Genomic DNA, 23,902 nt, shown 5'->3' on the forward strand with positions numbered 1-23,902 from the left:
AGCCGGCAGATGCCGGCTTTTTTCACACTCGTTATGTCCGCAGCCTGGTGAATAATCAGTGGCTGACGCGATGACCGTGCTCATCAATGACCACTTCGCCATCCTCTTTGGTAAAGGCTCCCTGCTGCGGATCTGGCAGAATGTCGAGAACCGCTTCGGACGGACGGCAGAGCTTCGTGCCGAGCGGCGTCACCACCACCGGGCGATTAATAAGGATCGGATGAGCCAGCATGGCATCGAGCAGTTCGTTATCGCTGAAGCGGTCTTCTGCCAGGCCGAGCTGCTCGTACGGTTCGGTATTCTTGCGCAGCAGGGCGCGTACGCTGATGCCCATGTCCGCAATCAGCTTCTTCAGCTCGTCGCGGGACGGCGGTGTTTCCAGATACAGAATAACCTTGGGTTCGGTGCCGCTGTTGCGGATAAGCGCCAGGGTGTTGCGGGACGTCCCGCACGCCGGGTTGTGATAAATGGTGATGTCAGTCATAAGCGGTACTCCGTAAAGGCGCTGCACAGTCGCAACACCGGGGTTAAGGTTAAACAGACAGGCGCAGAGCCAGCGCGGCCAGCGTCACAAAAAGTACCGGCAGGGTTATCACGATACCCACGCGGAAGTAGTAGCCCCAGCTGACAGTAATGTTTTTTTGCGCCAGTACGTGCAGCCACAGCAGGGTAGCGAGGCTGCCGATGGGGGTGATTTTCGGGCCGAGGTCGCAGCCGATGATGTTGGCGTAAATCATCGCCTCCTTCACCACGCCCTGCGCGGTGCTGCCGTCAATCGAAAGCGCGCCAACGAGCACGGTAGGCATGTTGTTCATGACAGAAGAGAGCGCCGCCGTCAGGAAACCGGTGCCGAGCGTTGCGCCCCAGACGCCGTGCTCTGCAAACCGGTTCAGGGCGGCAGAAAGGTAATTAGTCAGGCCGGCGTTACGAAGACCGTACACCACCAGATACATGCCCAGCGAGAAGATAACAATCTGCCAGGGCGCGCCTTTCAGCACCTTGATGGTATCAATCACGTGTCCTTTGCGGGCAACCAGCCAGAGAACACACGCCGCCACCGCTGCCACCAGGCTTACTGGCACGCCGAGTGGTTCGAGAGCAAAGAAGCCGACTAGTAGCAGGATGAGAACAATCCAGCCGGTTCTAAAAGTGCGCGCATCGCGAATGGCCTCACGCGGCGCCTTCAGTTTCGCCAGGTCGTAGGTGGCCGGGATATCCCTGCGGAAAAACAGGTGCAGCGTGACCAGCGTGGCGGCAACCGAGGCGATATTTACCGGCACCATTACCGAGGCATACTCGCTGAAACCCAGCTTAAAGAAGTCCGCCGTGACGATGTTCACCAGGTTCGACACGATGAGCGGCAGGCTGGAGGTGTCGGCGATGAAACCTGCTGCCATCACAAACGCCAGCGTGGCACCGGGGCTGAAGCCCAGCGCCAGCAGCATGGCGATAACGATAGGCGTCAGAATAAGCGCCGCCCCGTCATTGGCGAACAGGGCGGCTACCGCCGCACCCAGCAGAACGATACAGGTGAACAGCAGCCGGCCTTTTCCGCCCCCCCAGCGGGAAACGTGCAGCGCCGCCCACTCAAAAAAGCCGGACTCGTCGAGCAGCAGGCTGATGATGATGACGGCAATAAAGGTAGCCGTAGCGTTCCAGACAATCTGCCAGACCACCGGAATATCCCCAATCTGTACTACGCCGGTCAGGAGCGCCAGAGCCGCACCGATGACTGCACTCCAGCCAATACTGAGGCCCTTCGGCTGCCAGATAACCAGTATCAGCGTCAGGACGAAAATCGCACCCGCCAGAAACATACCTTCTCCTTTTTAAATAAAGTTGCCCGTTGATCCGGGCAGATGATTATCCCGCACAAAACACATTCAAAAAATCGCATATATGATGGCAAAATTTTTTAAATGCAGACAGGCTTGCCGTTGGTGGTTGCGTTATCGCGTTCAGCCTGCTGGCTGAGCTTAAGGATGTCATCCCGCTGGCACAGATAAGTCTGTTCAATCACTGCTGCTGCCCAGGCTGGCATGTGCGGAGACAAACGGTAATGGATCCACTTGCCGTCTCGTCGGTCGACAAGCAGGCCACTTTCTCTCAGTAAAGCCAGGTGACGGGAAATTTTGGGTTGTGATTCCTTCAGCGTGGATGAAAGCTCGCAGACGCAGAGTTCACCTTTTTCGCGCAGTAACAGCACCAGGCTGAGCCGGGTTTCGTCAGACAGGTTTTTGAAAAGCTGCAGGGGCATAAATGGTGGCATGACATTCTCCTGAATTACAGAGTCCAGTGTCGTTTCCAGGACTGCGCATGTCAATTTTATATTCGATTAAGCATATATGTTAAGGCGGTCATCATGGTCTGTGACAGTCATCAGGTGCACGGGCTGTTCACAGTGGCAGATACGGTAACAGAAAGCAGTCTCGAGGCGAGCAGTCAGCTGCACAGCCTGGACGTCAGAACGTCCAGGCTGTTCGGGGAAAAGGTACATACGGTGCTGGCCCGCGCCGATATCGGCTTTGCCGTGGGCGCAATGCGCACAGATACCGCCATCGAAACTGCCGACGGGGCTCTGACGGAGGATGACTTACGTAAAATTCCGGCCTTTGTCCGGCTCTCCAGGAGACATACGGCGTGCTGGTCAGGAACATCATTATGGCAGTTGGCATCAAGGCAGCATTTCTGGCCCTGACCATTGCCGGAATGGGGACCATGTGGATGGCGGTGTTCGCGGATGTGGGTGCAAGTCTGCTTGTAGTGGTAAACGGCCTGCGCCTGTTGCGTCAGTAGCCGGATCGGCTGCCCGTCGGGTGGGTACTGCAGATAATGTCGCTTTTCGCGTACACCAAAACCCTTGCCACCTGAACAGCTTACAGGGCATGTTCAGGCAGCCCTGTCTTTTGTTGCGCATTATCTGTTACTACTGCGTTTTTCCCGCAAAAGGTCAGGCAGGGCTGGCGACGACAATTTTTTGCTTTCCGGCGTATGAAGTAGCTGTCCCTTGCTTCGTACCGTGGATGACAGAAAATTCATGCTGCCATATTTCTGCACTCCTGAGCACAATGATGGCATGCTTCTGCGCATTTTTTACAGTGTTCGTGCTCATGCTGGCCGCACTCATCCCCGCATTTCTGGCAGGCTTCAGCGCAGATCCTGCAGATTTCTGTAGCAAACTCACTGTCAAGCGTCATTAATTTTGCCGCCATCCTGCAGATACTTGCGCACTGCATGTCCTGGCTTATGCATTCACGCATCATATCGAGCTGAGGCTCCTTCAGGCACGATGCGACACAGTAATCACAGGTTGCGGCACAGATGTAGCAGGCTTCAATGCAGTTGCGATAATGCTCTGACATATTGTCCTCTCTCACTCGGCTTATTTGCGAATAAGTGGTAAGCCTGGAACAAAATCATCATTGGCGCAAAGATACCGCTGTACTCAGCACGGCCGGCAGTTTAACGATGCGGAAAGCGAGAAGGCAGTAAAAAAGAGCCCGTCGCAGCAAGACGGGCCGGCTCACGTAAGCCTTGAAAGAAGATTTACCGGAAAAAGTATTAATGATGAGGGTAAAACACAACCACATCCCGGAGCAGTGACAGAAACGGACAGAAGATACCGGGCGAACCTTCTGTCCGGTACGACCCGTTATTTTTCCTGCTGCATCATCCTGCGGTGCATATCAATGATGCTCTGATGTGCTGCAGAATTTGCATTATCCATACTCTGGTGCGCCAGGATGGCACGCTCATGTTCATTCATCATGGCAACAGCGTTATTAGTTACCTGACCGTCCGGCTCTGAAACAGGATGCGGCTGTGCCCATACTGATGAGGCAGAAAACAGGGCCAGAAGAGAAACAAACATTAATTTTTTCATGTCGGCAGTCCTTACGATTAAAAGTTAAATAATGGCGGGCCGGATGCTCTCCGGCTTCAGTCATTTTTATCGTACAGGAGAAAAATGCTTCCGATCGAAAATGACAGAAATGTAATGTAAAAACAGTAAGTTCCAACATTACACAATTGTAATCATGTCCGTCTTTCAGCTGTGATAGCTTTCCGGTAACAAAAAATAAACTTCCTGAACGGTAAGCACGGCTTGTGCTTGCGGAGCGGAGAGATTTTTTCTCCCGGGATACTGTGAATTTTGCCGGAGCTCAGTCATGGAACTTAAAAGTTCACGACGTAATTTTATTAAAGGGATAACCGCCGCCGGTCTCGTGGGCGGCCTGGGGCTGAGAACGTTTGATGCGCTCTCGGCGGTAAGCCTGATGCAGTCCCGCACGCTGACCGGGACCGACTTTGATCTGTTTATCGGCGAAACGCCACTGAATATCACCGGTAAGACCCGTTATGCAAAAACCATAAATGCGGGTCTTCCGGGGCCGCTGCTGCGCTGGAAAGAAGGCGACACTGTCACGCTAAGGGTAAAAAACCGCCTGTCAGAGCCGACCTCTGTTCACTGGCATGGCATTATCCTGCCGGCAAATATGGATGGCGTACCGGGTCTCAGTTTTCACGGTATCGAACCGGACGACACGTATGTTTACTCCTTTAAAATAAAGCAGAACGGAACTTACTGGTATCACAGCCATTCCGGTCTGCAGGAGCAGGAAGGAGTATACGGTCCGATTATTATCGATGCCGCTGAACCTGAGCCGTTTCAGTGGGACAGCGAGCAGGTAGTGCTGTTGACCGACTGGTCTGATGAAAAAGCCTCAGACATTCTCGCAAAACTGAAAAAGCAGTCAGATTATTACAACTTCGCTAAACCCACCGCTACCGACTTTTTCCGTGATGCGCGGGAGAAAGGCCTCGCGAATACGCTGGCTGACCGGAAAATGTGGGCTGAAATGAAGATGAACCCGACAGATCTGGCCGACGTCAGTGGTTTCACATACACCTACCTGATGAACGGACAGGGACCCGGTAAAAACTGGACCGGTCTGTTCCGTAAAGGTGAGAAAGTACGCCTGCGCTTCATTAACGGCTCGGCCATGACTTATTTTGACGTTCGTATTCCCGGTCTGAAAATGACGGTCGTGGCTGCAGACGGACAGTATGTCACCCCCGTGTCCGTTGATGAGTTCCGTATCGCCGTTGCCGAAACCTACGATGTGATCGTAGAGCCGACTGATGATGCTTACACTATTTTTGCTCAGTCTATGGACCGCAGCGGCTATGCGCGTGGCACGCTTGCCGTCCGGGGGGGGCTGTCAGCAACGGTTCCGAAACCCGATCCGCGTCCCTGGCTGACCATGGATGATATGGGCATGGGCGGGATGGATCATGGCAGCATGGGCGGGATGGATCACAGTCAGATGCAGGGCATGAACGGCGGCGATATGCAGAGTATGGATGGTTCAGATATACCAGCCCCTCCAACAGACAGCATGGCGGGAATGGATCACAGCGCCATGAGCGGTATGGATCACGCAAGCATGGCTGGCATGAGTGACATGCAAAAACACCCGGCTTCCGAAACGAATAACCCTCTGGTCGATATGCAGGCAATGATGCCGTCAGCAAAATTAAATGACCCGGGCATCGGTCTGCGTAATAACGGCAGAAAAGTTCTGACTTATGCTGACCTGAAAAGTACGTTTGAGGATCCGGACGGCCGTGAACCCTCCCGTACTATCGAACTGCACCTTACGGGGCATATGGAAAAGTTTGCCTGGTCTTTCAACGGTATCAAATTCTCAGATTCAGAACCGGTTACGCTCCGCTACGGTGAACGCGTTCGTATCGTACTGGTCAACGACACCATGATGACGCACCCCATCCATCTTCACGGTATGTGGAGTGATCTTGAAGACGAGGATGGCAACTTCCAGGTACGTAAACATACCATTGATATGCCTCCGGGAACCCGCCGCAGCTATCGCGTCACGGCTGACGCACTCGGGCGGTGGGCCTATCACTGCCATCTTCTTTTCCATATGGAAACGGGCATGTTCCGTGAAGTCCGGGTCATTGAATGAGGTACTGCTGATGTCAGTTTCAGGGTGGAGTGATATGAAAAAGAATGTGTCGCGTTCTGCGGCAGGATTGCTGGTTTGGTCTGCACTTGCCGGAACGACGTTTACACCCGTCTATGCCGCGCCAGCGCATAACATGCAGCAGCATGATATGTCAGGGATGGAGCATTCTGCTATGGGCGGGATGGAGCCGATGGATGGTATGGAGTCCATGCAACCCGCTGCGTCAGCAGAAAGCAGAACGCCCATCCCGCCGGTTACCGAGGCTGACCGTAAGGCGGCATTTCCGGATGTCCACGGTCATAAAGTTCATGACAGCAGCGTGAATTACTTTCTGCTTGCCGATCAGCTGGAATGGCAGAAAAACAACGATCCTGGCGGATTCAGCTGGGATGTGAGCGGCTGGATTGGGGGTGACATTGACCGGCTCTGGATGCGCAGCGAAGGCGAAACCAGCGACGGTAAAGCTGAATCCGCAGAAGTGCAGGCACTGTGGGGACATGCCATTACGCCCTGGTGGGACGTGGTTGCCGGGGCCCGACAGGATTTCCGGCCCGGAAAGCCCCAGACCTGGCTTGCCGCCGGCCTGCAGGGAATGGCCCTTTACAATTTTGAAACCGAGCTGACAGCGTTTGCCGGCGAGAAGGGGCGAACTGCGCTGAGGCTGGAGGCGGATTACGATGTGCTGCTGACCAACCGTCTGATCCTGCAGCCTTCCTTTGAAGCCAATCTTTACGGGAAAGATGATGAAGCGCGTGAAACCGGTAAGGGACTGTCCAGTACGGAACTCTCACTGCGCCTTCGCTACGAGGTGAAACGTGAGTTTGCTCCATACGTCGGGGTTTCCTGGAGCCAGCTTTACGGTAATACCGCCGATATGGCTGCCCGTGAAGGAGAAAAAGATAACGAAGTGCGTTTCCTTCTCGGGGCACGCATGTGGTTCTGATGCAGTTAATTCAAACAAGACAGGTATTATAATGAAACATTCATCTGCTAAGTATTTCATCGCTGTTGTGGCTTCTGTCACTGCTTTCGCTGTCCAGGCACATCCTGAACTGGCTTCATCAGTGCCTTCAGACAAGGCACAGGTTGCGGCTCCTTCAAAAGTAGAGCTTCACTTCACCGAAAATCTGGTGACCAAATTCTCTGGCGCACGTCTGATAATGACTGCCATGCCGGGCATGTCATCGCACGCGCCAATGCCTGTTGCAGCTAAAGTTGCAGCCGGCAGCGATCCCAAAACCATGATTATCACGCCGGCAAAGCCGCTGCCCGCCGGGACTTATAAGGTGGAATGGCGTGCGGTGTCATCTGACACACATCCCCGTACCGGCAACTACAGTTTTAGCGTGAAGTAATGCTATGAACGATCAGACTTTTATTGTCATCCGGTTTCTTCTTTACCTTGATCTTATGGTTCTTTTTGGCCTGCCTTTATTTGAGCTTTATGCCCTGAAAGGCGTCTTAAAAAAACCGGTATCTTTGTTCAGCGTCTGGTCGTTCTTTTTCACGCTCATTTCTGCCGGGATTGTGTTGTCACTGGCAAACATGCTGCTGGTTGCCCAGTCTATGAGCGGTGTCAGCGACCCCGGTGAGCTGACTCTGCACATTATTGAAATGGTGGTCGGCGAGACCGCTGTTGGCATGAGCTGGGTTGTCCGGCTCGTTGCCCTGACCATCGCCTTTGTCGGGCTCGGTCTGCGGCTCAGGAATGCCGTACTTTCACGTTATGTTTTGATGCTGGCAGGCGGTACGGCGCTGGCGACCCTGGCGTGGGGGGGGCATGCAGCCATGAATGACGGTGTGAGCTATTACGTCCATTTGTTGAGCGATATTGTTCATCTTTCCGCAGCCGGTGCCTGGGTAGGAGCCCTGACGGCTTTTACCGTTCTGCTGAGTATAAAAAAAGCCAGTAAAGCGGCTTATGCACTGCAGCTGTCCGGGGCATTAACGGGATTTGCCCGTGCCGGCACGGTTATTGTGATAAGCATCGTGATCACGGCAGTGGTTAATTTCGTGCTTATCACAGAAAAGCCACTGAGCACTTTGCCGGGAAGCGTTTACGGCCTGCTGCTGGTAATAAAGACCGCTCTGTTTTTTCTGATGTTATTGCTGGCTGCCGCCAACCGCTTCCGGCTTGCACCAAAGCTGGAAAATGCCCTGCTTCAGGGCCACTATAAGGCGGGTATTGCACTGATGCGTAAAAGCATTATTACAGAATTTACCGTAGCGGTACTGATACTGGCAATTGTTGCCTGGCTGGGCACCCTGTCGCCAGGAACCGGTATGGAGTAACAATTAACTGCAGGAAAAAACGCATCATGACAACCATGCTGATTGTTGAGGATGAACTGAAGACCGGTACTTACCTGAAGCAGGGACTCCAGGAAGCAGGCTATGACGTGACCCTGGTGAACGACGGGCGTCAGGGCCTGGAGCATATTCTGCGACAGCATTATGACCTGATAATCCTGGACGTCATGCTGCCCTCAATGGACGGCTGGGATATCCTGCAGCAGATGCGCATGGCACGCCACGAAGAGCCCGTCCTGTTCCTGACGGCCAGAGATAACGTCAGCGAAAAAATTAAAGGGCTCGATCTGGGCGCGGATGATTACCTGCTAAAACCTTTCGATTTTGCCGAGCTTCTGGCCCGTATCCGCACGCTGCTCAGGCGTAACCGTACACAGGCTTCAGGAAACCACAGCATTGCAGATCTGATCATGGACGCCTCCCGCCGGACCGTGAGCCGGTCGGGGAAAAAAATTCACCTGTCTACCAAAGAGTTTGTGCTGCTTGAGTTGTTGTTACAGCGAACCGGGGAGGTTTTGCCAAGAAACCTGCTTTCCTCCCTGGTCTGGAATATTAATTTTGAAAGCGATACCAATGTCATTGACGTTGCCGTCAGGCGGCTTCGCAGCAAGGTAGATGATGACTTTACGCCAAAGCTCATTCATACCGTGCGGGGCATCGGTTATGTTCTGGAGATACGTGAAGAGTGAAGCGTAACTGGTCCCTGACTACACGGCTGAGCGTGATATTTGCCGGTGTAATGATGTCTGCCTGGCTTCTTTCCAGTGTCCTGCTTGTTGCTGCCCTGAGCAGCTATTTTCGCCATCAGGATGCCGCACTGTTGACAGGAAAGCTTGAGCTGGCAACCGAACTACTGGAAAGTGGAGCTGATTCCGGGCAGCCAGACAGTGCTTCGCTTGCACGCAAGGTTGCCGATGCCATGGTAGGTCACAGCGGATTGTATCTGTCGATTAAAACGTCGGATAACCGGTTACTTGCCGACTATTCCTCGCCCGGTTTTCCGCTTCCTTACGGACGTTTTGCCAGCGAAGCCGCATATCCGGATACGATGCAGACAGTAGAGGATGAAGGCTGGCGTTATAATGTTATTGTCAGAAAAATCAGTGCGCAGAAAGCAGGCGGACAACATGATGTCCTGATAACAGCCGCTTATGATACCGGCTTTCATGATGAATTTATCAGCCAGCTCAAAAAATGGCTGATTTGGTTCAACGGCGGGCTGATGTTCATTTCGGTATTACTGGGCTGGTTTGTCACAAGGATGGGTCTCAAGCCGCTGAATGAATTAAACCGTCTGGCCTCCGCTGTCACCATCAACAACCTCAGTAAACGTCTTCCTGCGCACAATCTGCCGGCCGAGCTGATGGCTACCGTGGCTGAATTCAACAGCATGCTTGAAAGGCTGGAGAAATCCTTCAGGCGCCTTTCTGAGTTTTCATCGGACATTGCCCATGAGCTGCGTACGCCTGTCAGTAACCTGATGATGCAGACGCAGGTTGCCCTGTCCCGGGATCGTGATGCAGCCAGTTACCGGGAGGTACTTTTCTCTAATCTGGAAGAGCTGAGCCGGCTTGCAAGAATGAGCAGCGACATGCTTTTTCTGGCGAAGTCAGAAAATGGCCTGATGATACTGGAGAAGCAGAACGTCTCCTTGCACGAAGAACTCGAGGAACTGATTGATTTCTTCGAGCCTCTTGCTGGTGAAAGTCATAAAACGCTGAAGCTTAAAGGTGATGCTCTCGTCAGAGGCGATCGCCTGATGCTGCGTCGTGCGCTGAGTAATCTGATCACCAACGCCATAAAATATTCTCTGCCGGGCTCTGCCATATCCGTATCAGCAGAGCATAACTCGGACAGGGCCTTTGTACATATTTCCAATCACACAGAAGATATTGCACCGGAAAGTCTGGGCCGACTGTTTGACCGTTTTTACCGGGGCGATGCATCCAGGCAGCATAATACGGATGGCGCGGGACTCGGTCTTTCTATTACGCGGTCCATTTTGCTGGCCCATGAAGGCGATCTGCAGGTAGCCGTGAATGATAATGTCATTACGTTCACGGCCATCATGCCGGCAACAGAGGGACCGTAATAACAAAATTTTCCGGGCTAAAATTTCATGATTTGAACTGCTCTGTATCAAGGTTATGTTCCCGGACATATGAAAGGATGCCCGGGAAAACCTGAAGTAAATATCTTACCTATGAGGAGTTACCTTATGAAAAAACCGCATATGATTCTTGCCTCCCTGCTGTTTGTCCTGCCGGCTGCGGTTATGGCTCAGCAACCGGCCTCAAAAATGACGCATGAGATGAGCATGTCTCCGGCATCAAAAGAGTACATGTCAGGTATGCAAAAGATGCACAGTAGCATGATGAATGCCCTGAAGGAGCAGGACGCTGACAGGGCGTTTGCCAAAGGCATGATCGAGCATCACAGGGGCGCGATTGCCATGGCTGAAACGGAGCTGAAATACGGGAAAGATCCGGAAATGAAGAAGATGGCAGAAGATGTCATCAAGGCACAGAAAAGTGAAATAGAGCACATGGAAGCGTGGCTGAAAAAATAACGGTCATCCGGCTTTATAAACGCTCTGAAGGGTTCTGCCCAAAGAATCCTTCAGTAAGCTTGCATCCATTATACACTCAGCTAAACAGGTTTAATTTTACAGCGTCATCATACAGATATATCTGACGCCATTACGTTAAAGCCTGATTATCACCAACTGATATTCAGGGATACCCCACATGTTGGCGCTGGCCTGGCTGCCCAGCTCGCGCTGTCCGGGAATAAGCGCCTCCGGATAAAGCGATTCCGGCAGGCCCGAACGCCACATAAGGGAATCCAGGGTGCTGAGGAAGTAGGGATTGAGCGCTCGGGCCGCTGTATCGCATGAGTAGCCGGCAATTAGCGAGGTGGCCGGATGTCTGTGAGTTGTCAGTAGGAAGAAAGGAGGTCAGAACGATCCCCTCGTGTCGTCGGATGCGAAATTACAATAAATTCTCCGGGAGACTCAGTGTCGTTTCTGGCTTGATGCTTTGACCCCGGTGGAATTTCTAGCCCCTGCAGGGCTTTAATTTTGCGCATTTCACCTTCCAACTCTATTGAAAGAATGCCATTGAGAACAAAGAAAAACTGTCTGGAAACGGAGTGAAAATGTCGCTTTTCAGAAGTGCCGGGAGGCATTTTTTCATGAATAACCAACCTGTCTTGACGGTTTACCAGATAACGCAGCATTAACTCTAATGCCAGCTCTGCATCCTGCGGGTCATCTTTAGCGCCGCTGGGCGAGAAGGCTTGCCGGTAACGAGCCAGGGACAAAGCGTGGACGGGGAAAACGGTGATAAAGGGATATTTTTGAAGAGCATATACCACGGGGCCCTTCTTCAGCTCGAGAGCTATGGCGATTCTGCCTTTTACTTTCTGGTGTAACTCGGTAAGCCAGACATCAAGCGCTTCTGGTGTATGTTCAATCACATGGAATACGCGTTCACCGTTTTTAAACTGAACACAGACATCGTGTTTTTTATCTGCCCAGTCCAGACCAACATGTGCAGCGAACTGATTAGTCGCGGTCATCACCAACTCCTCTTCATCGGGGATTGGTATGCATTCCACGCTCTTCGAAAGAAATATAGCCAGCAGTTTATCTGCATGTCCTGAGTATTCGTTAGCGAACGTGGAGCACCTACTGGCTCGAAAGAAAAGCGGCGATCATCGCATGATTCTCGCTCAATATTCGTAACCAGTAAGCGCATACCCTGAATCACTTCAAAGTGTAATTCTCAGGGTGCGAATGACTATATTTCGCTCAGAGCAGCCATCAAATCCGAAATAGTCCTGTAGATTTTCCATTCCACATAAACGGCGATATGTCTGCCCGCATGATGGCCATACTGGGTGAAATGGCCGCCGGACAGGAAGTGTATTCCATTGATGAATCTTTTCTGGACGTCACAGGGATTAGCAGCCTTATCCCGCCTGAGACGTTCGGACAGCAGATGCGTGAGCGTATCCGGCGCGAAACCGGGCTGATAATCGGCGTGGGGTTCGGGCCGACGAAAACGCTGGCCAAACTGGCCAATCACGCCGCGAAGAAGTGGACACGGACAAACGGCGTTGTGGACCTGTCTGACAGAACCCGGCAACGAAAACTCCTTCACCTGACCGACGTCGGCGATATCTGGGGAATTGGCCGGCGGATCAGTCTGCGCCTGAACCAGCTGGGGATTACCACCGCCCTGCAGCTTGCGGACAGCAACATCAGCATGATACGAAAGAATTTCGACATTATCGTCGAGCGAACCACGCGTGAACTGAATGGTGAGCCCTGCCTCGCTCTTGAGGATGCCCCGCCGCCAAAGCAACAGATCGTAAACTCGCGTTCCTTTGGCGAGAGGATCACGCAGCTGGAAGACATGCAGCAGGCCGTGGTGCTGTATGCCACGCGCGCGGCGGAAAAGCTCAGGGAGCAGAATTCGCGTTGTCGTCATGTCAGCGTGTCGGTCGCCACCGCCAGGCACGGCAGTGAGCCACAGTATTCGAACACCGCGTCGTGTGTCTGTGACTATCCGACCAGTGACACGCGGGACATCATAGCGTCAGCACTTCGCGGTCTCGCCACCATCTGGCGTGATGGTTTCCGGTATGCCAGAGCGGGTGTGATGCTCAGCGATTTTTACCAGTCAGGGGTGGTACAGTTTGATATGTTCAGTGTACAGCAGCCGCGTGCAAACGCAGACGCTTTGATGGCAGCGATGGACGTTATCAACCGCTCAGGAAAAGGAAAGGTCTGGTTTGCAGGGCAGGGAGAGCGCGACAGTTCGTGGCAGATGAAGCGAGAAATGCTGTCGCCGCGCTATACAACACGATTAAAGGATATCCCGGGAATAAAGTAGATTTAAGAGCTAAACCGTAGATATCCAAGGCGCCTCAGGCGTTCAGTCATCATATTTCCCGTGAGAGAACGTCAGTTCATTACTAAAGCGGACTGCCAGATGTGAAAAAAAAGAACCGACAGCCCGGAGAGGTAAAACTGCCGGCGTAAATTAACCAGTACCATTTTTTCTTTTAGGTAAGTCCGCGTTCACAGACAGTTATCGTCTCACTTATCCCTGACTTTAGTCTTTTTCAGCCTTCATCCCCGCCCGTATCTGTTCCGGACTTCCTGCATCGCCATGCAGAGAGAAACCTGAAATAACATGTACCTGCGACAGAGACCTTGTTGTGAGGCAAAAAGGTGACGAAATTTAACTTCAGGCTGGATCTGAGATTTTTCTGAGGGTATGATTTTCTGACGATCTTGTGGCGCGATCGTAACGATCCTTTCCGGCGGGCTGTGGCGGTCTGCAGGGAAGGAGAGCATAAACCTCCGTGACCGAACATGCGCGGCCGCGGGGGCCACCGAATATCCGGATGGGACGTATCCGTAAAACGTCCAGGGTCAGAATCCGGCTTGCCCGGATTCTGAATGCAAAAACCCCCCGGTACTGCTCAACTTTGGCGGGCTGACAGTATCGGGGGGTTAAAAGCAGGCGCTGGCCTATGAAGGATTATAACGCATGCATTTCATAAGACAACCTCTGTCCGCCATAAGTCCGGGACAGGGTGAATGACCAGATTTCAATCGGGCTAAACTGCCCGAATCCGGATGAAGCCAGACGTTACAGCAGTAACCATTCTGCTGCCGGCATTTGCCCCCCGACCGGGTGTGGCATTGTTACTGCTACGTTACTGAAGTCTGTTTTCCGGCTGAACTGGCCGGCAATACCTCTTCACATCAAAACTGTGCTGTTCGCCCGTGACACCGGCAGTAATGACGGTGGGCTTCCCCGCGTCTTTTTTCCGGCTGCCCTGTTTTCACGTCAGGCGGTCTGTAAAGTCCTGCGGCATACCTTTGGCCAGAGAACAAAGCGGCCTCAGTCTGCCAGGGAGGCGCTGTCATGAAGCAGCGCAACCCGACCCGTCACTGGAGTCAGCTCGCCACGGAAGAGCAGATACGTTTCTGGCAGGGCGTCGACGCCGGTGAAACGTCCTCGTTTCTCGTTCCCGTCGTACCCCGTAAGACCCGTCGCGTCAGGGGCGAACACTCTACGCGTGCTAAATGCGAAAATCCGCGGTGGTTCCGGCCGGCACACTACAAACCGGTCGGTGGCCAGATCGGCTACCTTTACAACCGGCTGGTGAAAACCGATCCGGAAACCGGCCTCAGCGAACTGCGCATGCGGATGTCGCTGCACCCTTACTACATGATGAACCGCCAGAAGGCGGGGCGTAAAAACCATTTCAAACCGGAAAAAGCCCGTCTGCTGGACTGCACCTGGCCGGTTCTGATCAGTTTCTGCGACAAGGGAAAACATTCTGTCGGCATGTGCACGTCCCGGCTGGCTCAGGAGGTCAGTCCGAAAGACGAACACGGCAACGTCATTCCGGAGACGGCCGTCACGGTAAGCCGTATGTCACGACTGATTAGCGAACAGGTGCGGTATGGCGTACTCGCGGTGTCGGAAGAAAAAATGTGGGACCGCGAGTCCGGGCAGTGGCTGCCGAAGTACGTCTGGATAACCGATGCCGGCTTCCGGATACTGGGTGCGGACATGGCCAGACTGGTAAAGGAGCAGGAAAAGGCGCTGCGCAGGAGCGAGGAACGCCGGCAGATGATAGCGGAAGGGCTGATGCGGGAGGATGAAGACATCTCGCCACAGGCCGCCCGACGTCGCTGGTATGACCGTAAAAGGATCGAGTCGCTGAAATACCGTCGTCAGCAGGGGGCGATGCGTAAGCGGGCCAACCGGCTGAGCAGCCATCCACGGGACGTGCAGGTGTTTGAGATGATGAAACACCTGCGTAAAACGCTGCCCGCAGGCGAGCTGCTGTACTGCACGGATGAGCGTCTTGAGAAGCTGGCCATCCGGCAGCTTTTCCAGATGCAGCTGTTTGAGACACACGACACCCACGTCTGACGCGTAACGCCTTACATACCGACCATGCCCCTTAACCGGGGCTTTTGCCGTGGTTTTTTTCAGGCTCCGGCCACGTCTTCGCCATGATTCCCGTTTCATGCCGGCCGCGATGTCGTTCATGCGCCGACAGCACGCGCAAAACCCCGTCACCGTCTTTTTATCCACATAAATCCGCAAAGGGATAACCTCAGAAAGCAGCAAACGGATACCGAATAATCTGCAAAACATTCGTAAACACTGTTTTAAGGTCTTCCGCATAAACCCGGAATGATCTCTGTCACCCGCGACTCTGTGGATAAGTGGAAAAGGCCTTCGCTCGCAGCGGCCGCAGGCGTCCGCGCCGCTCAGAATCTGAAGTAGCTCCCGCTGACGCGGGCCCCAAGAACGCACCATTTTAGTTACAGCATACATCCATTCACTGTAAACAGCACCGGCGCAGTCCTGCACCCTGAGTGCCCCTCCAGGCAGGGACCGGAGCCGGACCTGAAAACCCATCGCCCCCACTGACCAGCCGCCGCCGCCCGGCCCGCAGGGCCGGAACTGCAGTGGCTGATTAATGGGTGTTGTAACTAATGCTTTAGGTGCCGCTGTGAGTAGTATCGCTTCAGGGTACAGTGAACACCCCCCTAAGCGTCAGCAGCAGGCTGCCGACGCCAAGGCCCCGGAAATCACGCCCTTCACGTCGCAGGCGCCGTGAAGCCCGCTCACCGGGGTTAAAAGGGGTTACCTCATTTCTTCATTGCTGAAAGCCCGCAAGGCTCTTCAGGGAAAGGTAGGGAATGTTACGATTTATAGGTCTGTAACCGGCTCCGCCGGGCGTACGGCGCCGTTCAGCATCTGCGCCATCTTTTACGTCATCTGGCGCCTTTATGCCGCTTAGGCGGCATTCTGCTTAAACTGCTATTATCCCACCCTAATACTTATTTTTATTCGGATAACCATGGACAGAGATAATAACCGCGGCATGCGTGACTGGCTCATTTTTATTCGCACTGCCGAAACGGGCAGTCTTTCGGAGACAGCCCGTCAGCTAGACATGAGTACGGCGGCAGTCAGTAAATCCATCAGCCGTTTTGAACGATATCTCGAAACAGTACTCTTTACCCGGACATCGCAGGGCATGAGGCTTACGGAGACCGGCTTAACCACACTCGCGCGGGCAAGGGACATTACAGTGTCCTTTCATGCGCTGCTTGAGGAAATCCGTAATCCGGAAAGAGAAATTAAAGGCGCTGTCCGGCTGGCGGCGCCCGCCATCGTGTGTGAATTCCTTGCCGGTGAATGGTGCAATGATTATACGCAGGCTCACCCCCGCGTCAGGGTGTTTCTTGATGCCCGCGAGCGCACCGATCTCCGCTCTGACTCTCCGGAACTGGACGATGTGGTCTTGCGCAGCGGACGCATAGAGAGCGAAGATCTGGTTCACAGAAAACTCAGCCCGATAAAACTCCTGATTTGCGCAAGCCCCGATTATATCAGGCGGAATCCTGCTATTTCACACCCGTGTGATTTGGAAAGACATACTCTTTTTGGGATGCATAATAACGGACTCGCCGGCCCGCTGATGCTTTCCTGTGGAGATGAGTCATATCTTCTGGAGAGTTCAGCAGAAAACGGGTTGTCATCCAATAATCTGCTGGCCATGTTCAATCTGGCCCTTAAGGGAAAGGGTATCAGTCTGGCAACGCCCGGCTGGCTGGCTGCGCCTTATCTTTCGCGGGGGCAACTCGTATCTGTTTTGCCCGAGTGGCGTATACCTGATTTGCCCGCTTGGCTTATATGGCGCCAGCACCCGCGTCAGAACATTCTCTTCACCCACTTTCGGGACTATATTGAGCGATGCTGGAATATGCGGCCACAGATTGATAAGAGTCACCTTAAAAGTGATCATGACACGAGATAGTGGGGGGCGAGTAAGCCAAATACTCTCCTTTCAGAAAACCTAAGAGGTTCCTGTATCTGTACTCCGAGCCTTTCCTTAAAGTTAACCCCTCTTTAACTCCAGAGCAGTTCCCCCCCCAGTCTGATTTCTATAACATGCCCGCCGCCTGATGACACAGGCGGTGGCCTTCCTTTTTGTTCCGGCACAATGCCGGCAGGACTTTGCCAGTCAGGTGTGCCGTCTCGTTCCCAGTGCAGCATGTCTTAACGGAGAGCATATGAAAGTTACTGCGGGGCGGCATGTCAGCCTGATAAGCGCAGAGGATTTCGCCATGAGGCTTGGCCGCTATGGCTTTACAGAATGTGCAGACTTGCGACGCTTTTTGCTGCTCGTATGCGATGAACATCCCGGAGCGTGCGAAACGCTCTATATATGGGCAAGGCTTTGTGAGTGCCTTGAGCATCACGATAACGGCAGCGCGTGGTTTGCTGACCTGCGCGTAATGAAGCTGACAGCGCGCTCTGCGCTTGAGCACTGGCAGGTGAAACTTTCCACTGAAATGGGTGTTTACCGCGCTCTGTTTACTTTTGGTTAAGGGGATGAAATTGAAGCAGCCATGCAAGTCTTTTTTTGGAACGGCCAGAGCACTGCTGCTGGCGCTTACCGCATGCATCCCGCTCAGCTGTATGGCAAAAGGCGGTATCACGGTCAGCGGCACGCGTTTTATCTTTCCCGCTGGCGCAACCCGCATCAGCGTGCGGATTGCGAATACCTCAGATGTGGATAACTACCTCATTCAGTCTTGGGTTGACGATGCTACAGGACATAAAAGCGGAAATTTCGTGGTGACCCCACCTCTGTATCTCAGTAAGCCCGAAAGTGAAAACATGCTCAGCCTCATCCGCACAGGCGGGAGCTTTCCCGCTGACCGGGAGACGCTGTTTTACCTGATGGTTAAAGTCATTCCCTCAGTAGACGATAGCAGGAACGCGGACAAGGCCGTTATTCACGTGTCAACGGTGACGCAACTTAAATTATTTCTCCGACCGTCAGGGCTGAAGCCCGCGCCCGGAGAGGCTCCCGGACGTCTGACGTTCAGCCGCACAGGAAGCCTGTTGACAGTGCATAATCCGACGCCCTACTACCTCACGCTGACACATCTGAGTGCAGGCGTGAAGAATCTCAGGGATGTCATGGTTTCTCCTCTGAGCAGCACAACGCTGCCGCTTCCGGACGGCAGCGGGTCGGTCCTGACTCTGCACAGCATTAACGATTACGGTGGTGTCAGTGAGCCACTGGCATTCAGCATAAATCCGTGACATGGCCTGCAACATGAAAGTTACACTCAGAAGAATGAGGCCGGACCTTAGCATGCTTGCGTGCTGTGTGATGGCAGCGCTTCCCTTCGGTGCATCCGCCGCGCTGCACTTCGAGCCATCAATGATTTCCGGTGAGTACAGCGTGGCGAGCCTGTCGGCTTTTGAGCAGGGGGCTGCATTGGCGCCGGGCCGCTATCCCGTTGATATCTACGTTGACGGTAACCGGGTCGGGCGGCGAACGCTGGCGTTCAGCCTTGCCGACACCCCGGACCCGCATGACCACAGTGGGCTGCATGCCTGCCTGACCGGTGACGTTCTGGCTCTCACCGGCGTTAAGATGGCAGCGTTTCCGTCCCTCCAGCAGGCAAGCGCGGGCGGGTGTGTTCCCCTCGAGAAAATTATTCCCGGGTCGTTCATGACCTTTGACACAGATGCCATGCGTCTCAATATCAGCATTCCTCAGGCGGCCCTGGTGCACCGTCCACGGGGCTGGGTCTCTCCTGCGTACTGGGACGAGGGCATAAATGCCGCGCTTCTGGGCTGGCAGGTAAGTGGCAGCCGTAACGACGGTGAGTACGGAAACAGCAACAGCGATTACCTTTACCTGACCAGTGGCCTGAACCTCGGAGCATGGCGGCTGCGGGACAACAGCACCTGGAGTCGCAGCGAGAACCCCTACCAGAGCCATAACCAGTGGCGACATATCAACACCTGGGCTGAGCGAACCATTATTCCGTGGCGCAGCGAACTGCTGCTGGGAGACGCCACCACCCGTGACACGATTTTCGACGCCTTTTCCTTTCAGGGTGTGAGGCTGGCAACCAGTGACAGCATGTATCCGGAGAGCGTACGGTCGTATGCGCCGGTAATCAGAGGGGTCGCGGCCAGTAACGCCCGCGTCAGCGTTATTCAGAACGGCAACGTGATTTACCGGACCTTCGTGGCACCGGGTGCTTTTGTAATAGACGACCTGAATACCGTGAGCAGCGCCGGCGACCTGACTGTTGACGTCCGCGAGGCTGACGGCAGCCTGCGGGTTTTTACAGTGCCTTATTCATCCCTTCCCGTCCTGCAGCGGCAGGGTCATGTGCGTTACGCCCTGACAGGCGGTCGTTACCGGAGTGCCGGTCGCGACACGGAACTCCCCGCTTTTATGCAGGCAGAACTGCAGTGGGGGCTGCCCCACAACGTCACCGTTTACGGCGGCATGCTTCAGGCATCGCGATACCATTCAGTCGCGCTGGGAGCAGGTATTAATCTGGGGGAGTGGGGTGCCCTGTCAGCGGACCTGACGCAGGCCAACAGTATTCTGGCTGACCAGTCCCGCCACCAGGGGCAGTCGGTTCGTTTTCTTTATTCCCGTTCGCTGCTGACTACCGGAACCACCTTCCAGCTGGCCGGCTACCGGTACTCGACTCAGGGGTATCACACCTTCAGCGAAACCGCAGAGCGCAACATGTCGGGATGGAACGGTGAAGACGTGGAAGTCGATGCGACCGGCCGTCTCGTTCGTCCGGACTGGAGCCAGTATTACAACCTCTATAACAGCCGACGGCAACAGGTCACCGTCAGTGTTTCCCAGTCGCTTGGAACGCTCGGTTCAGCCTATGTGAACGGCAGCCATCAGACATACTGGCAGTCCGGCGCCAGCACCGACAGCCTGCAGGTGGGACTGAGCAGCACCTTTCACAGCGTTAACTGGAGTTTTTCATGGGGGTACAGCCACGTCAGCGGACAGCCGGATGCCGACCGCTCGCTTTACCTTGCGCTGTCAGTGCCGCTAGGCAGTTCAGGCCCGACCCCGGTTTATGTCAGCACCAGCGCAAACCGCGACAGTGACGGGAACACGACAACGCAGGCTGCAGTCAGCGGGACAGCAGACAGTGAGCAGGTGTCATGGGCCGTCAGTCAGGGGTACGGACGCCGTGACGGCGACAGCGGCGACGCCAGTGTAGATTACAGCGGCACTGACGGCAGTCTGTCAGCCGGCTACGGTTACAGTCGACATTACAGGCAGGTCCGCTACGGGGCCAGTGGCGGGGTAATACTGCACAGCGGCGGCGCCACATTCGGACAGCTGCCGGGAGAGACCAGCGTGCTCGTTGATGCGCAGGGGGCAGCCGGCGCGAATATTGCTGACACACAGGGCATTCACACCGACAGCCGGGGCTATGCCATCGTCCCTTATGCCAGCCAGTACATAAAAAATGACGTGGCGCTTGACGTCAGCACGCTGGATAACCATACCGATATCGACAATCCGGTGGCCAGCGTTGTGCCAACCGAGGGCGCTATTGTCCGGGCGCGTTTCCGTGTGCACCGCGGTGCTCACGCACTGCTGACCTTGCTGCACAACGGCAAACCGTTACCCTTCGGAGCAACCGTGAGCAGCAGCAGTGGCGGCGGACTGGTGGGCGACGGCGGACAGGTCTACCTCACGGGCCTTTCATCACACGACACTCTGAAGGCAGAGTGGGGCTCCGGACCTGACCAGCAGTGCAGGGTCCGCCTTAGCCTGCCGCCGGATGCGAAAAACTTGCCGCTGCTGCAGCAGCATGTTAACTGCAGATAAGCTTAACTCAGGGCATCAGGCCCCTCAGACCACTAAAGGAAATAAATAATGAAACATTTTATCCGCTACTCACTCGCGCCGCTGGCCATTCTTCCGCTGCTTGGCCTGTCCGTTACCGCCCGGGCAGCCGGCCCAACACCAACGACAACGAACTCTACCACGGTCAACATCACCGCAACCGTGGTGGATAACACCTGTGAAGTGGACGCCGCCAATCCGTGGACGCTGGATAATATCAAGGTCAGCGACATCATGAATGATACAGCGAGGGCGGTTAAGCCAGTGACGATTGTACTGAAAAACTGCGGGACGGGTGTAAGCGGTATTGACGTTTCGACGGATGACGCGGCTGTCGATGGACAGGGTCTGATAGCAAATCAGGCCAAATCAACAGACAGGTCATCTGCAAGCAACGTGAAAGCGGAGATTCTGGCCGGGGATAACGCAACCTCAGCCGGGGCAGTGCTGACACCCACAACTCCGATTAAATTTAAAGAAAAAGACGGTTCCCCACTTAAATTCAACGTAAAACTTCTGCCTGCAGGTGGTGCAAAGCCTACCGCAGGGAATTTCATGGCTAACGTAGCTCTGAAGCTGGCCTACGAGTAACAGAATACAGGTTAACCTTCCGGGCCTTAAGGAGGATGGTCCATTGACGGCCCGGCAGGTTAAAAAGGGAAGAATAAGTCAATAATTTAAATGCTTGATGGTAGTGCAAACTGTCAGCCACAGAAATGACGGGGTGAAAATGAACAGAATGATAGTAATCTGCTATTTACTAACGTTGGGATACAATGCCAGCGCTCAGGCAACCACTCCTGTGAAGATTTCGGCTACCGCGCCGGGAATAAAAAATGGCCCAATTAATTGGGATAAACCATGGTGGCCGTGGGACGGGCCGAATTTAGTGTGTTGTATGTACGACTCCAATGTTCAAGTTACAGTCCAGGGTGTAACTCAACCTTGTTACTGCAGTGATGGATCAGATAATCGAGGGTTTGAGGTACCCAAAAGAATGCCTACCGGCACACCCTTTGTATTGACAAACCCAACTGAAAGTGAGCGAACAGTAGAGCTTAAGTTTTATGAATCAGGACGAGCGGGTACATGGCAGTCATACGGTGATTCGACATTGAAAGTGCCAGCTGGTAGCTCATTCTCTGCGTTGGTGGAGACTCAGGTACAGACAACACTTCATGGACAGGAACGTCAGATTATGGAGTTAGCACGGCCTGAAGAGCCTGGCGGTGTGCTCACTTTCATACCTGATAAAACAGATGGCACGCAGGGAGAAATAGCTGGCCAAGGCAATAATGTAGTTCCTTACCGTATTGACGGTGCGGAGTGGAAAGATAGCAGGTGGGTTGCCAAAAATACAGCACCGATGATGCTAATATTGAATCCTGGCCAGCAGAAGCTAAAGCCGGGCACTTATTCCGGTACATTAAATGTTAAACTTGACATTCCTTAGGTTCCGGAAAAGCGAAATAAAGCAGAAATGAAGAATCAGTTCGACGCAGAAGTTTTTTTTTAACATCCTGAAATCAGCAGTCAAACGCGATGAATTCCAGGTTACTATAAATCTTAACCTACTAACCATCCTGAATGCAATGCTGAATAAATAATGAAGCATGGGATCCGTTGTATCACCAACATGCTTCGTCATCGGGCTCAAAGACAGTTGTTATGCTAAAACTAAAGGGCAGGATCGTCTACCAAGGCGCGAGCAGTAATTATTTAATTTATAGAAGGCTAAATATAAATGGTATGAAAAATTAAAAATGCGCACAAAATTCCAGCTATTGCGTTAAAGAAACACTCCTAAAATCTCTAAGAGCAAAAAAAAGAGAATATGTGAATCAAAATGTTAAGATAAGGGAAGTAAGAATTTAAAAAAATCAATTCAAACAGATGGTTGCCATCAAATGTTCATGTGCTTAAATTAGCAATGTTCAAAATATGCTTAGGGTAAGTCAAGAAAGATGAAGAGCAAAAACTTGGTTATTCTTACATTTTTTAGGATTTTTATTAAAAAAAACAATAAAATAATTAATTATGTTAATAATTTAAGATATGATTTTTCACTCTTAAAGATAAAAAAAAAGAGTAGAAAACATGAAAAAAACAAGTTTTGTAATATTAATTTCTGCCATTTCATTTGGTGTTTTAGCTAAACCTGGTTTCGTTAATTCAGGTCAAGAAACATATTTTAATGGTGGGTTCAGGGGACCGACCCCGGCCTTGACGAGTATTGAACAAGCTAAATCCTTACATGACGATGCATGGGTGGTCTTAGTAGGTCATGTCATTAAACAAGTTGGTCATAAACTATACGGGTTCAGAGATAGCAGTGGTAGTACTTATGTCGAAATTGATGATAAATACTGGATGGGCCAGACTGTTTCTCCTGAAAAAAAGTACGTATTGAGGGCGAAGCTGAAAAAAATGGAATAACTTTTAGATTGATGTAAAAAATAGAAATTGTACAATAACAGTTTTTAAAATTAAATTTACAGGGGTGATTTTATTTTAATGAATTAATTTAGTGACGCCGCTAAGATGAAACGTCCAGAATAATGACAAAAGCAATCATTAATATCACCACTGAGAGTAAAGGATGTTCCCACCAAAAAACCAACAAGATAAAATCCACGAATATTAATATTTTCCATGCGCTTAACAACTGAAGCTTTCTTTCTGTTTACTATGCGGAATAATTATAATTCAACAACAAATTTCAAATGTTTATGCCTTGTAATAAAGTTTATTTTCAAATTCAATAAGTAGGATTTTTTAAATATACGGCTTCGTTTAATTAAAATGATGGAGATTTATCATGTATATGTTCCTCCCCTTTCTTATTGCTT

22 protein-coding genes and 3 pseudogenes are annotated in these 23,902 nt (G+C 52.6%); 17 read left to right on the plus strand and 8 right to left on the minus strand.

What is annotated here, in order from left to right; translation table 11 throughout:
- Window positions 1–55: 55 nt before the first annotated feature.
- The 3 genes from arsC to DFO57_RS21350 form a co-directional block, all read right to left on the minus strand.
- Window positions 56–484: a glutaredoxin-dependent arsenate reductase gene (gene arsC / locus DFO57_RS21340; RefSeq protein WP_110015861.1), complete on the minus strand. Its 429-nt coding sequence runs from the start codon at window positions 482–484 to the stop codon at window positions 56–58.
- A gap of 49 nt (window positions 485–533) precedes the next feature.
- Window positions 534–1,817 carry an arsenic transporter gene (locus DFO57_RS21345; protein ID WP_110015863.1) on the minus strand — a complete coding sequence of 428 codons (1,284 nt, stop codon included), beginning with the start codon at window positions 1,815–1,817 and terminating at the stop codon, window positions 534–536.
- Window positions 1,818–1,915: 98 nt separating this feature from the next.
- Window positions 1,916–2,269 (minus strand): metalloregulator ArsR/SmtB family transcription factor, encoded by a 354-nt coding sequence (locus tag DFO57_RS21350; RefSeq protein ID WP_064691153.1) that lies wholly within the window; start codon window positions 2,267–2,269, stop codon window positions 1,916–1,918.
- An 81-nt stretch (window positions 2,270–2,350) separates the two neighbouring features.
- Here DFO57_RS21350 and DFO57_RS21355 point away from each other — a divergent pair.
- Window positions 2,351–2,796 (plus strand): annotated as a pseudogene (locus tag DFO57_RS21355) (heavy metal translocating P-type ATPase); the annotation flags it as partial.
- A 154-nt stretch (window positions 2,797–2,950) separates the two neighbouring features.
- Here DFO57_RS21355 and DFO57_RS22700 read toward each other — a convergent pair.
- Window positions 2,951–3,112, minus strand: coding sequence for a hypothetical protein (locus DFO57_RS22700; protein ID WP_158279701.1), 162 nt, complete (start codon window positions 3,110–3,112; stop codon window positions 2,951–2,953).
- Window positions 3,113–3,652: 540 nt separating this feature from the next.
- Entirely contained in the window at window positions 3,653–3,883 is a 231-nt protein-coding gene (locus DFO57_RS21365; RefSeq protein WP_094121210.1) for a hypothetical protein, read from the minus strand.
- A gap of 286 nt (window positions 3,884–4,169) precedes the next feature.
- Here DFO57_RS21365 and DFO57_RS21370 point away from each other — a divergent pair, with 286 nt between their 5' ends.
- The 7 genes from DFO57_RS21370 to DFO57_RS21400 all read left to right on the plus strand — a co-directional run bounded on the left by DFO57_RS21370 (window position 4,170) and on the right by DFO57_RS21400 (window position 10,869).
- Complete coding sequence (locus tag DFO57_RS21370; protein WP_110015867.1) at window positions 4,170–5,990, plus strand: copper resistance system multicopper oxidase; 1,821 nt, start codon at window positions 4,170–4,172, stop codon at window positions 5,988–5,990.
- Window positions 5,991–6,123: 133 nt separating this feature from the next.
- Entirely contained in the window at window positions 6,124–6,933 is an 810-nt protein-coding gene (locus DFO57_RS21375) for a copper resistance protein B (RefSeq protein ID WP_143790218.1), read from the plus strand.
- A 31-nt stretch (window positions 6,934–6,964) separates the two neighbouring features.
- Complete coding sequence (gene copC / locus DFO57_RS21380) at window positions 6,965–7,345, plus strand: copper homeostasis periplasmic binding protein CopC (protein WP_110015871.1); 381 nt, start codon at window positions 6,965–6,967, stop codon at window positions 7,343–7,345.
- A gap of 4 nt (window positions 7,346–7,349) precedes the next feature.
- The gene (gene copD / locus DFO57_RS21385) at window positions 7,350–8,282 is read left to right on the plus strand and encodes a copper homeostasis membrane protein CopD (protein WP_110015873.1); all 933 of its coding nucleotides are present in this window, start codon (window positions 7,350–7,352) and stop codon (window positions 8,280–8,282) included.
- 26 nt (window positions 8,283–8,308) lie between these two features.
- A complete protein-coding gene (locus tag DFO57_RS21390; RefSeq protein ID WP_031374864.1) occupies window positions 8,309–8,989 on the plus strand; it encodes a heavy metal response regulator transcription factor in 681 nt (226 codons plus the stop codon).
- Window positions 8,986–10,392, plus strand: coding sequence for a heavy metal sensor histidine kinase (locus tag DFO57_RS21395; RefSeq protein ID WP_110015875.1), 1,407 nt, complete (start codon window positions 8,986–8,988; stop codon window positions 10,390–10,392). The genes DFO57_RS21390 and DFO57_RS21395 overlap by 4 nt, the downstream gene beginning before the upstream one ends.
- A gap of 126 nt (window positions 10,393–10,518) precedes the next feature.
- The gene (locus DFO57_RS21400) at window positions 10,519–10,869 is read left to right on the plus strand and encodes a DUF305 domain-containing protein (protein ID WP_031374866.1); all 351 of its coding nucleotides are present in this window, start codon (window positions 10,519–10,521) and stop codon (window positions 10,867–10,869) included.
- Window positions 10,870–11,040: 171 nt separating this feature from the next.
- On the opposite strand, the pseudogene DFO57_RS21405 reads toward DFO57_RS21400, so the two are convergent.
- From DFO57_RS21405 to DFO57_RS22795, 3 genes and pseudogenes are all read right to left on the minus strand, one after another.
- Window positions 11,041–11,226 (minus strand): annotated as a pseudogene (locus DFO57_RS21405) (TraU family protein); the annotation flags it as partial.
- Between the two features lie 11 nt (window positions 11,227–11,237).
- Entirely contained in the window at window positions 11,238–11,537 is a 300-nt protein-coding gene (locus tag DFO57_RS22790) for a cupin domain-containing protein (protein WP_199226583.1), read from the minus strand.
- Window positions 11,526–11,879 (minus strand): annotated as a pseudogene (locus tag DFO57_RS22795) (transposase); the annotation flags it as partial. The pseudogene DFO57_RS22795 and the gene DFO57_RS22790, both read right to left, overlap by 12 nt.
- 281 nt (window positions 11,880–12,160) lie before the next feature.
- Here DFO57_RS22795 and umuC point away from each other — a divergent pair.
- The 9 genes from umuC (at window position 12,161) to DFO57_RS21470 (ending at window position 23,489) form a co-directional block, all read left to right on the plus strand.
- Window positions 12,161–13,198: a translesion error-prone DNA polymerase V subunit UmuC gene (umuC, locus tag DFO57_RS21415; RefSeq protein ID WP_255421268.1), complete on the plus strand. Its 1,038-nt coding sequence runs from the start codon at window positions 12,161–12,163 to the stop codon at window positions 13,196–13,198.
- Window positions 13,199–14,242: 1,044 nt separating this feature from the next.
- Entirely contained in the window at window positions 14,243–15,262 is a 1,020-nt protein-coding gene (repA, locus tag DFO57_RS21430; protein ID WP_109718116.1) for a plasmid replication initiator RepA, read from the plus strand.
- A 940-nt stretch (window positions 15,263–16,202) separates the two neighbouring features.
- Entirely contained in the window at window positions 16,203–17,165 is a 963-nt protein-coding gene (locus DFO57_RS21440; RefSeq protein WP_110015883.1) for a LysR family transcriptional regulator, read from the plus strand.
- A 256-nt stretch (window positions 17,166–17,421) separates the two neighbouring features.
- Window positions 17,422–17,739, plus strand: coding sequence for a hypothetical protein (locus DFO57_RS21445; protein WP_110015885.1), 318 nt, complete (start codon window positions 17,422–17,424; stop codon window positions 17,737–17,739).
- Window positions 17,740–17,749: 10 nt separating this feature from the next.
- Window positions 17,750–18,463 (plus strand): fimbria/pilus periplasmic chaperone, encoded by a 714-nt coding sequence (locus DFO57_RS21450; protein WP_233255882.1) that lies wholly within the window; start codon window positions 17,750–17,752, stop codon window positions 18,461–18,463.
- A gap of 52 nt (window positions 18,464–18,515) precedes the next feature.
- Window positions 18,516–21,035 (plus strand): fimbria/pilus outer membrane usher protein, encoded by a 2,520-nt coding sequence (locus DFO57_RS21455; RefSeq protein WP_233255883.1) that lies wholly within the window; start codon window positions 18,516–18,518, stop codon window positions 21,033–21,035.
- 48 nt (window positions 21,036–21,083) lie between these two features.
- Window positions 21,084–21,644, plus strand: coding sequence for a fimbrial protein (locus DFO57_RS21460; protein WP_110015891.1), 561 nt, complete (start codon window positions 21,084–21,086; stop codon window positions 21,642–21,644).
- Window positions 21,645–22,050: 406 nt separating this feature from the next.
- Entirely contained in the window at window positions 22,051–22,506 is a 456-nt protein-coding gene (locus DFO57_RS22630; RefSeq protein WP_146206694.1) for a hypothetical protein, read from the plus strand.
- A gap of 644 nt (window positions 22,507–23,150) precedes the next feature.
- Window positions 23,151–23,489 (plus strand): YgiW/YdeI family stress tolerance OB fold protein, encoded by a 339-nt coding sequence (locus DFO57_RS21470; RefSeq protein ID WP_233255884.1) that lies wholly within the window; start codon window positions 23,151–23,153, stop codon window positions 23,487–23,489.
- The last annotated feature ends 413 nt before the right edge of the window (window positions 23,490–23,902 follow it).

Origin of the sequence: Pantoea sp. AG702, assembly GCF_003182295.1 — a bacterium.
Classification (GTDB): domain Bacteria; phylum Pseudomonadota; class Gammaproteobacteria; order Enterobacterales; family Enterobacteriaceae; genus Pantoea; species Pantoea ananatis.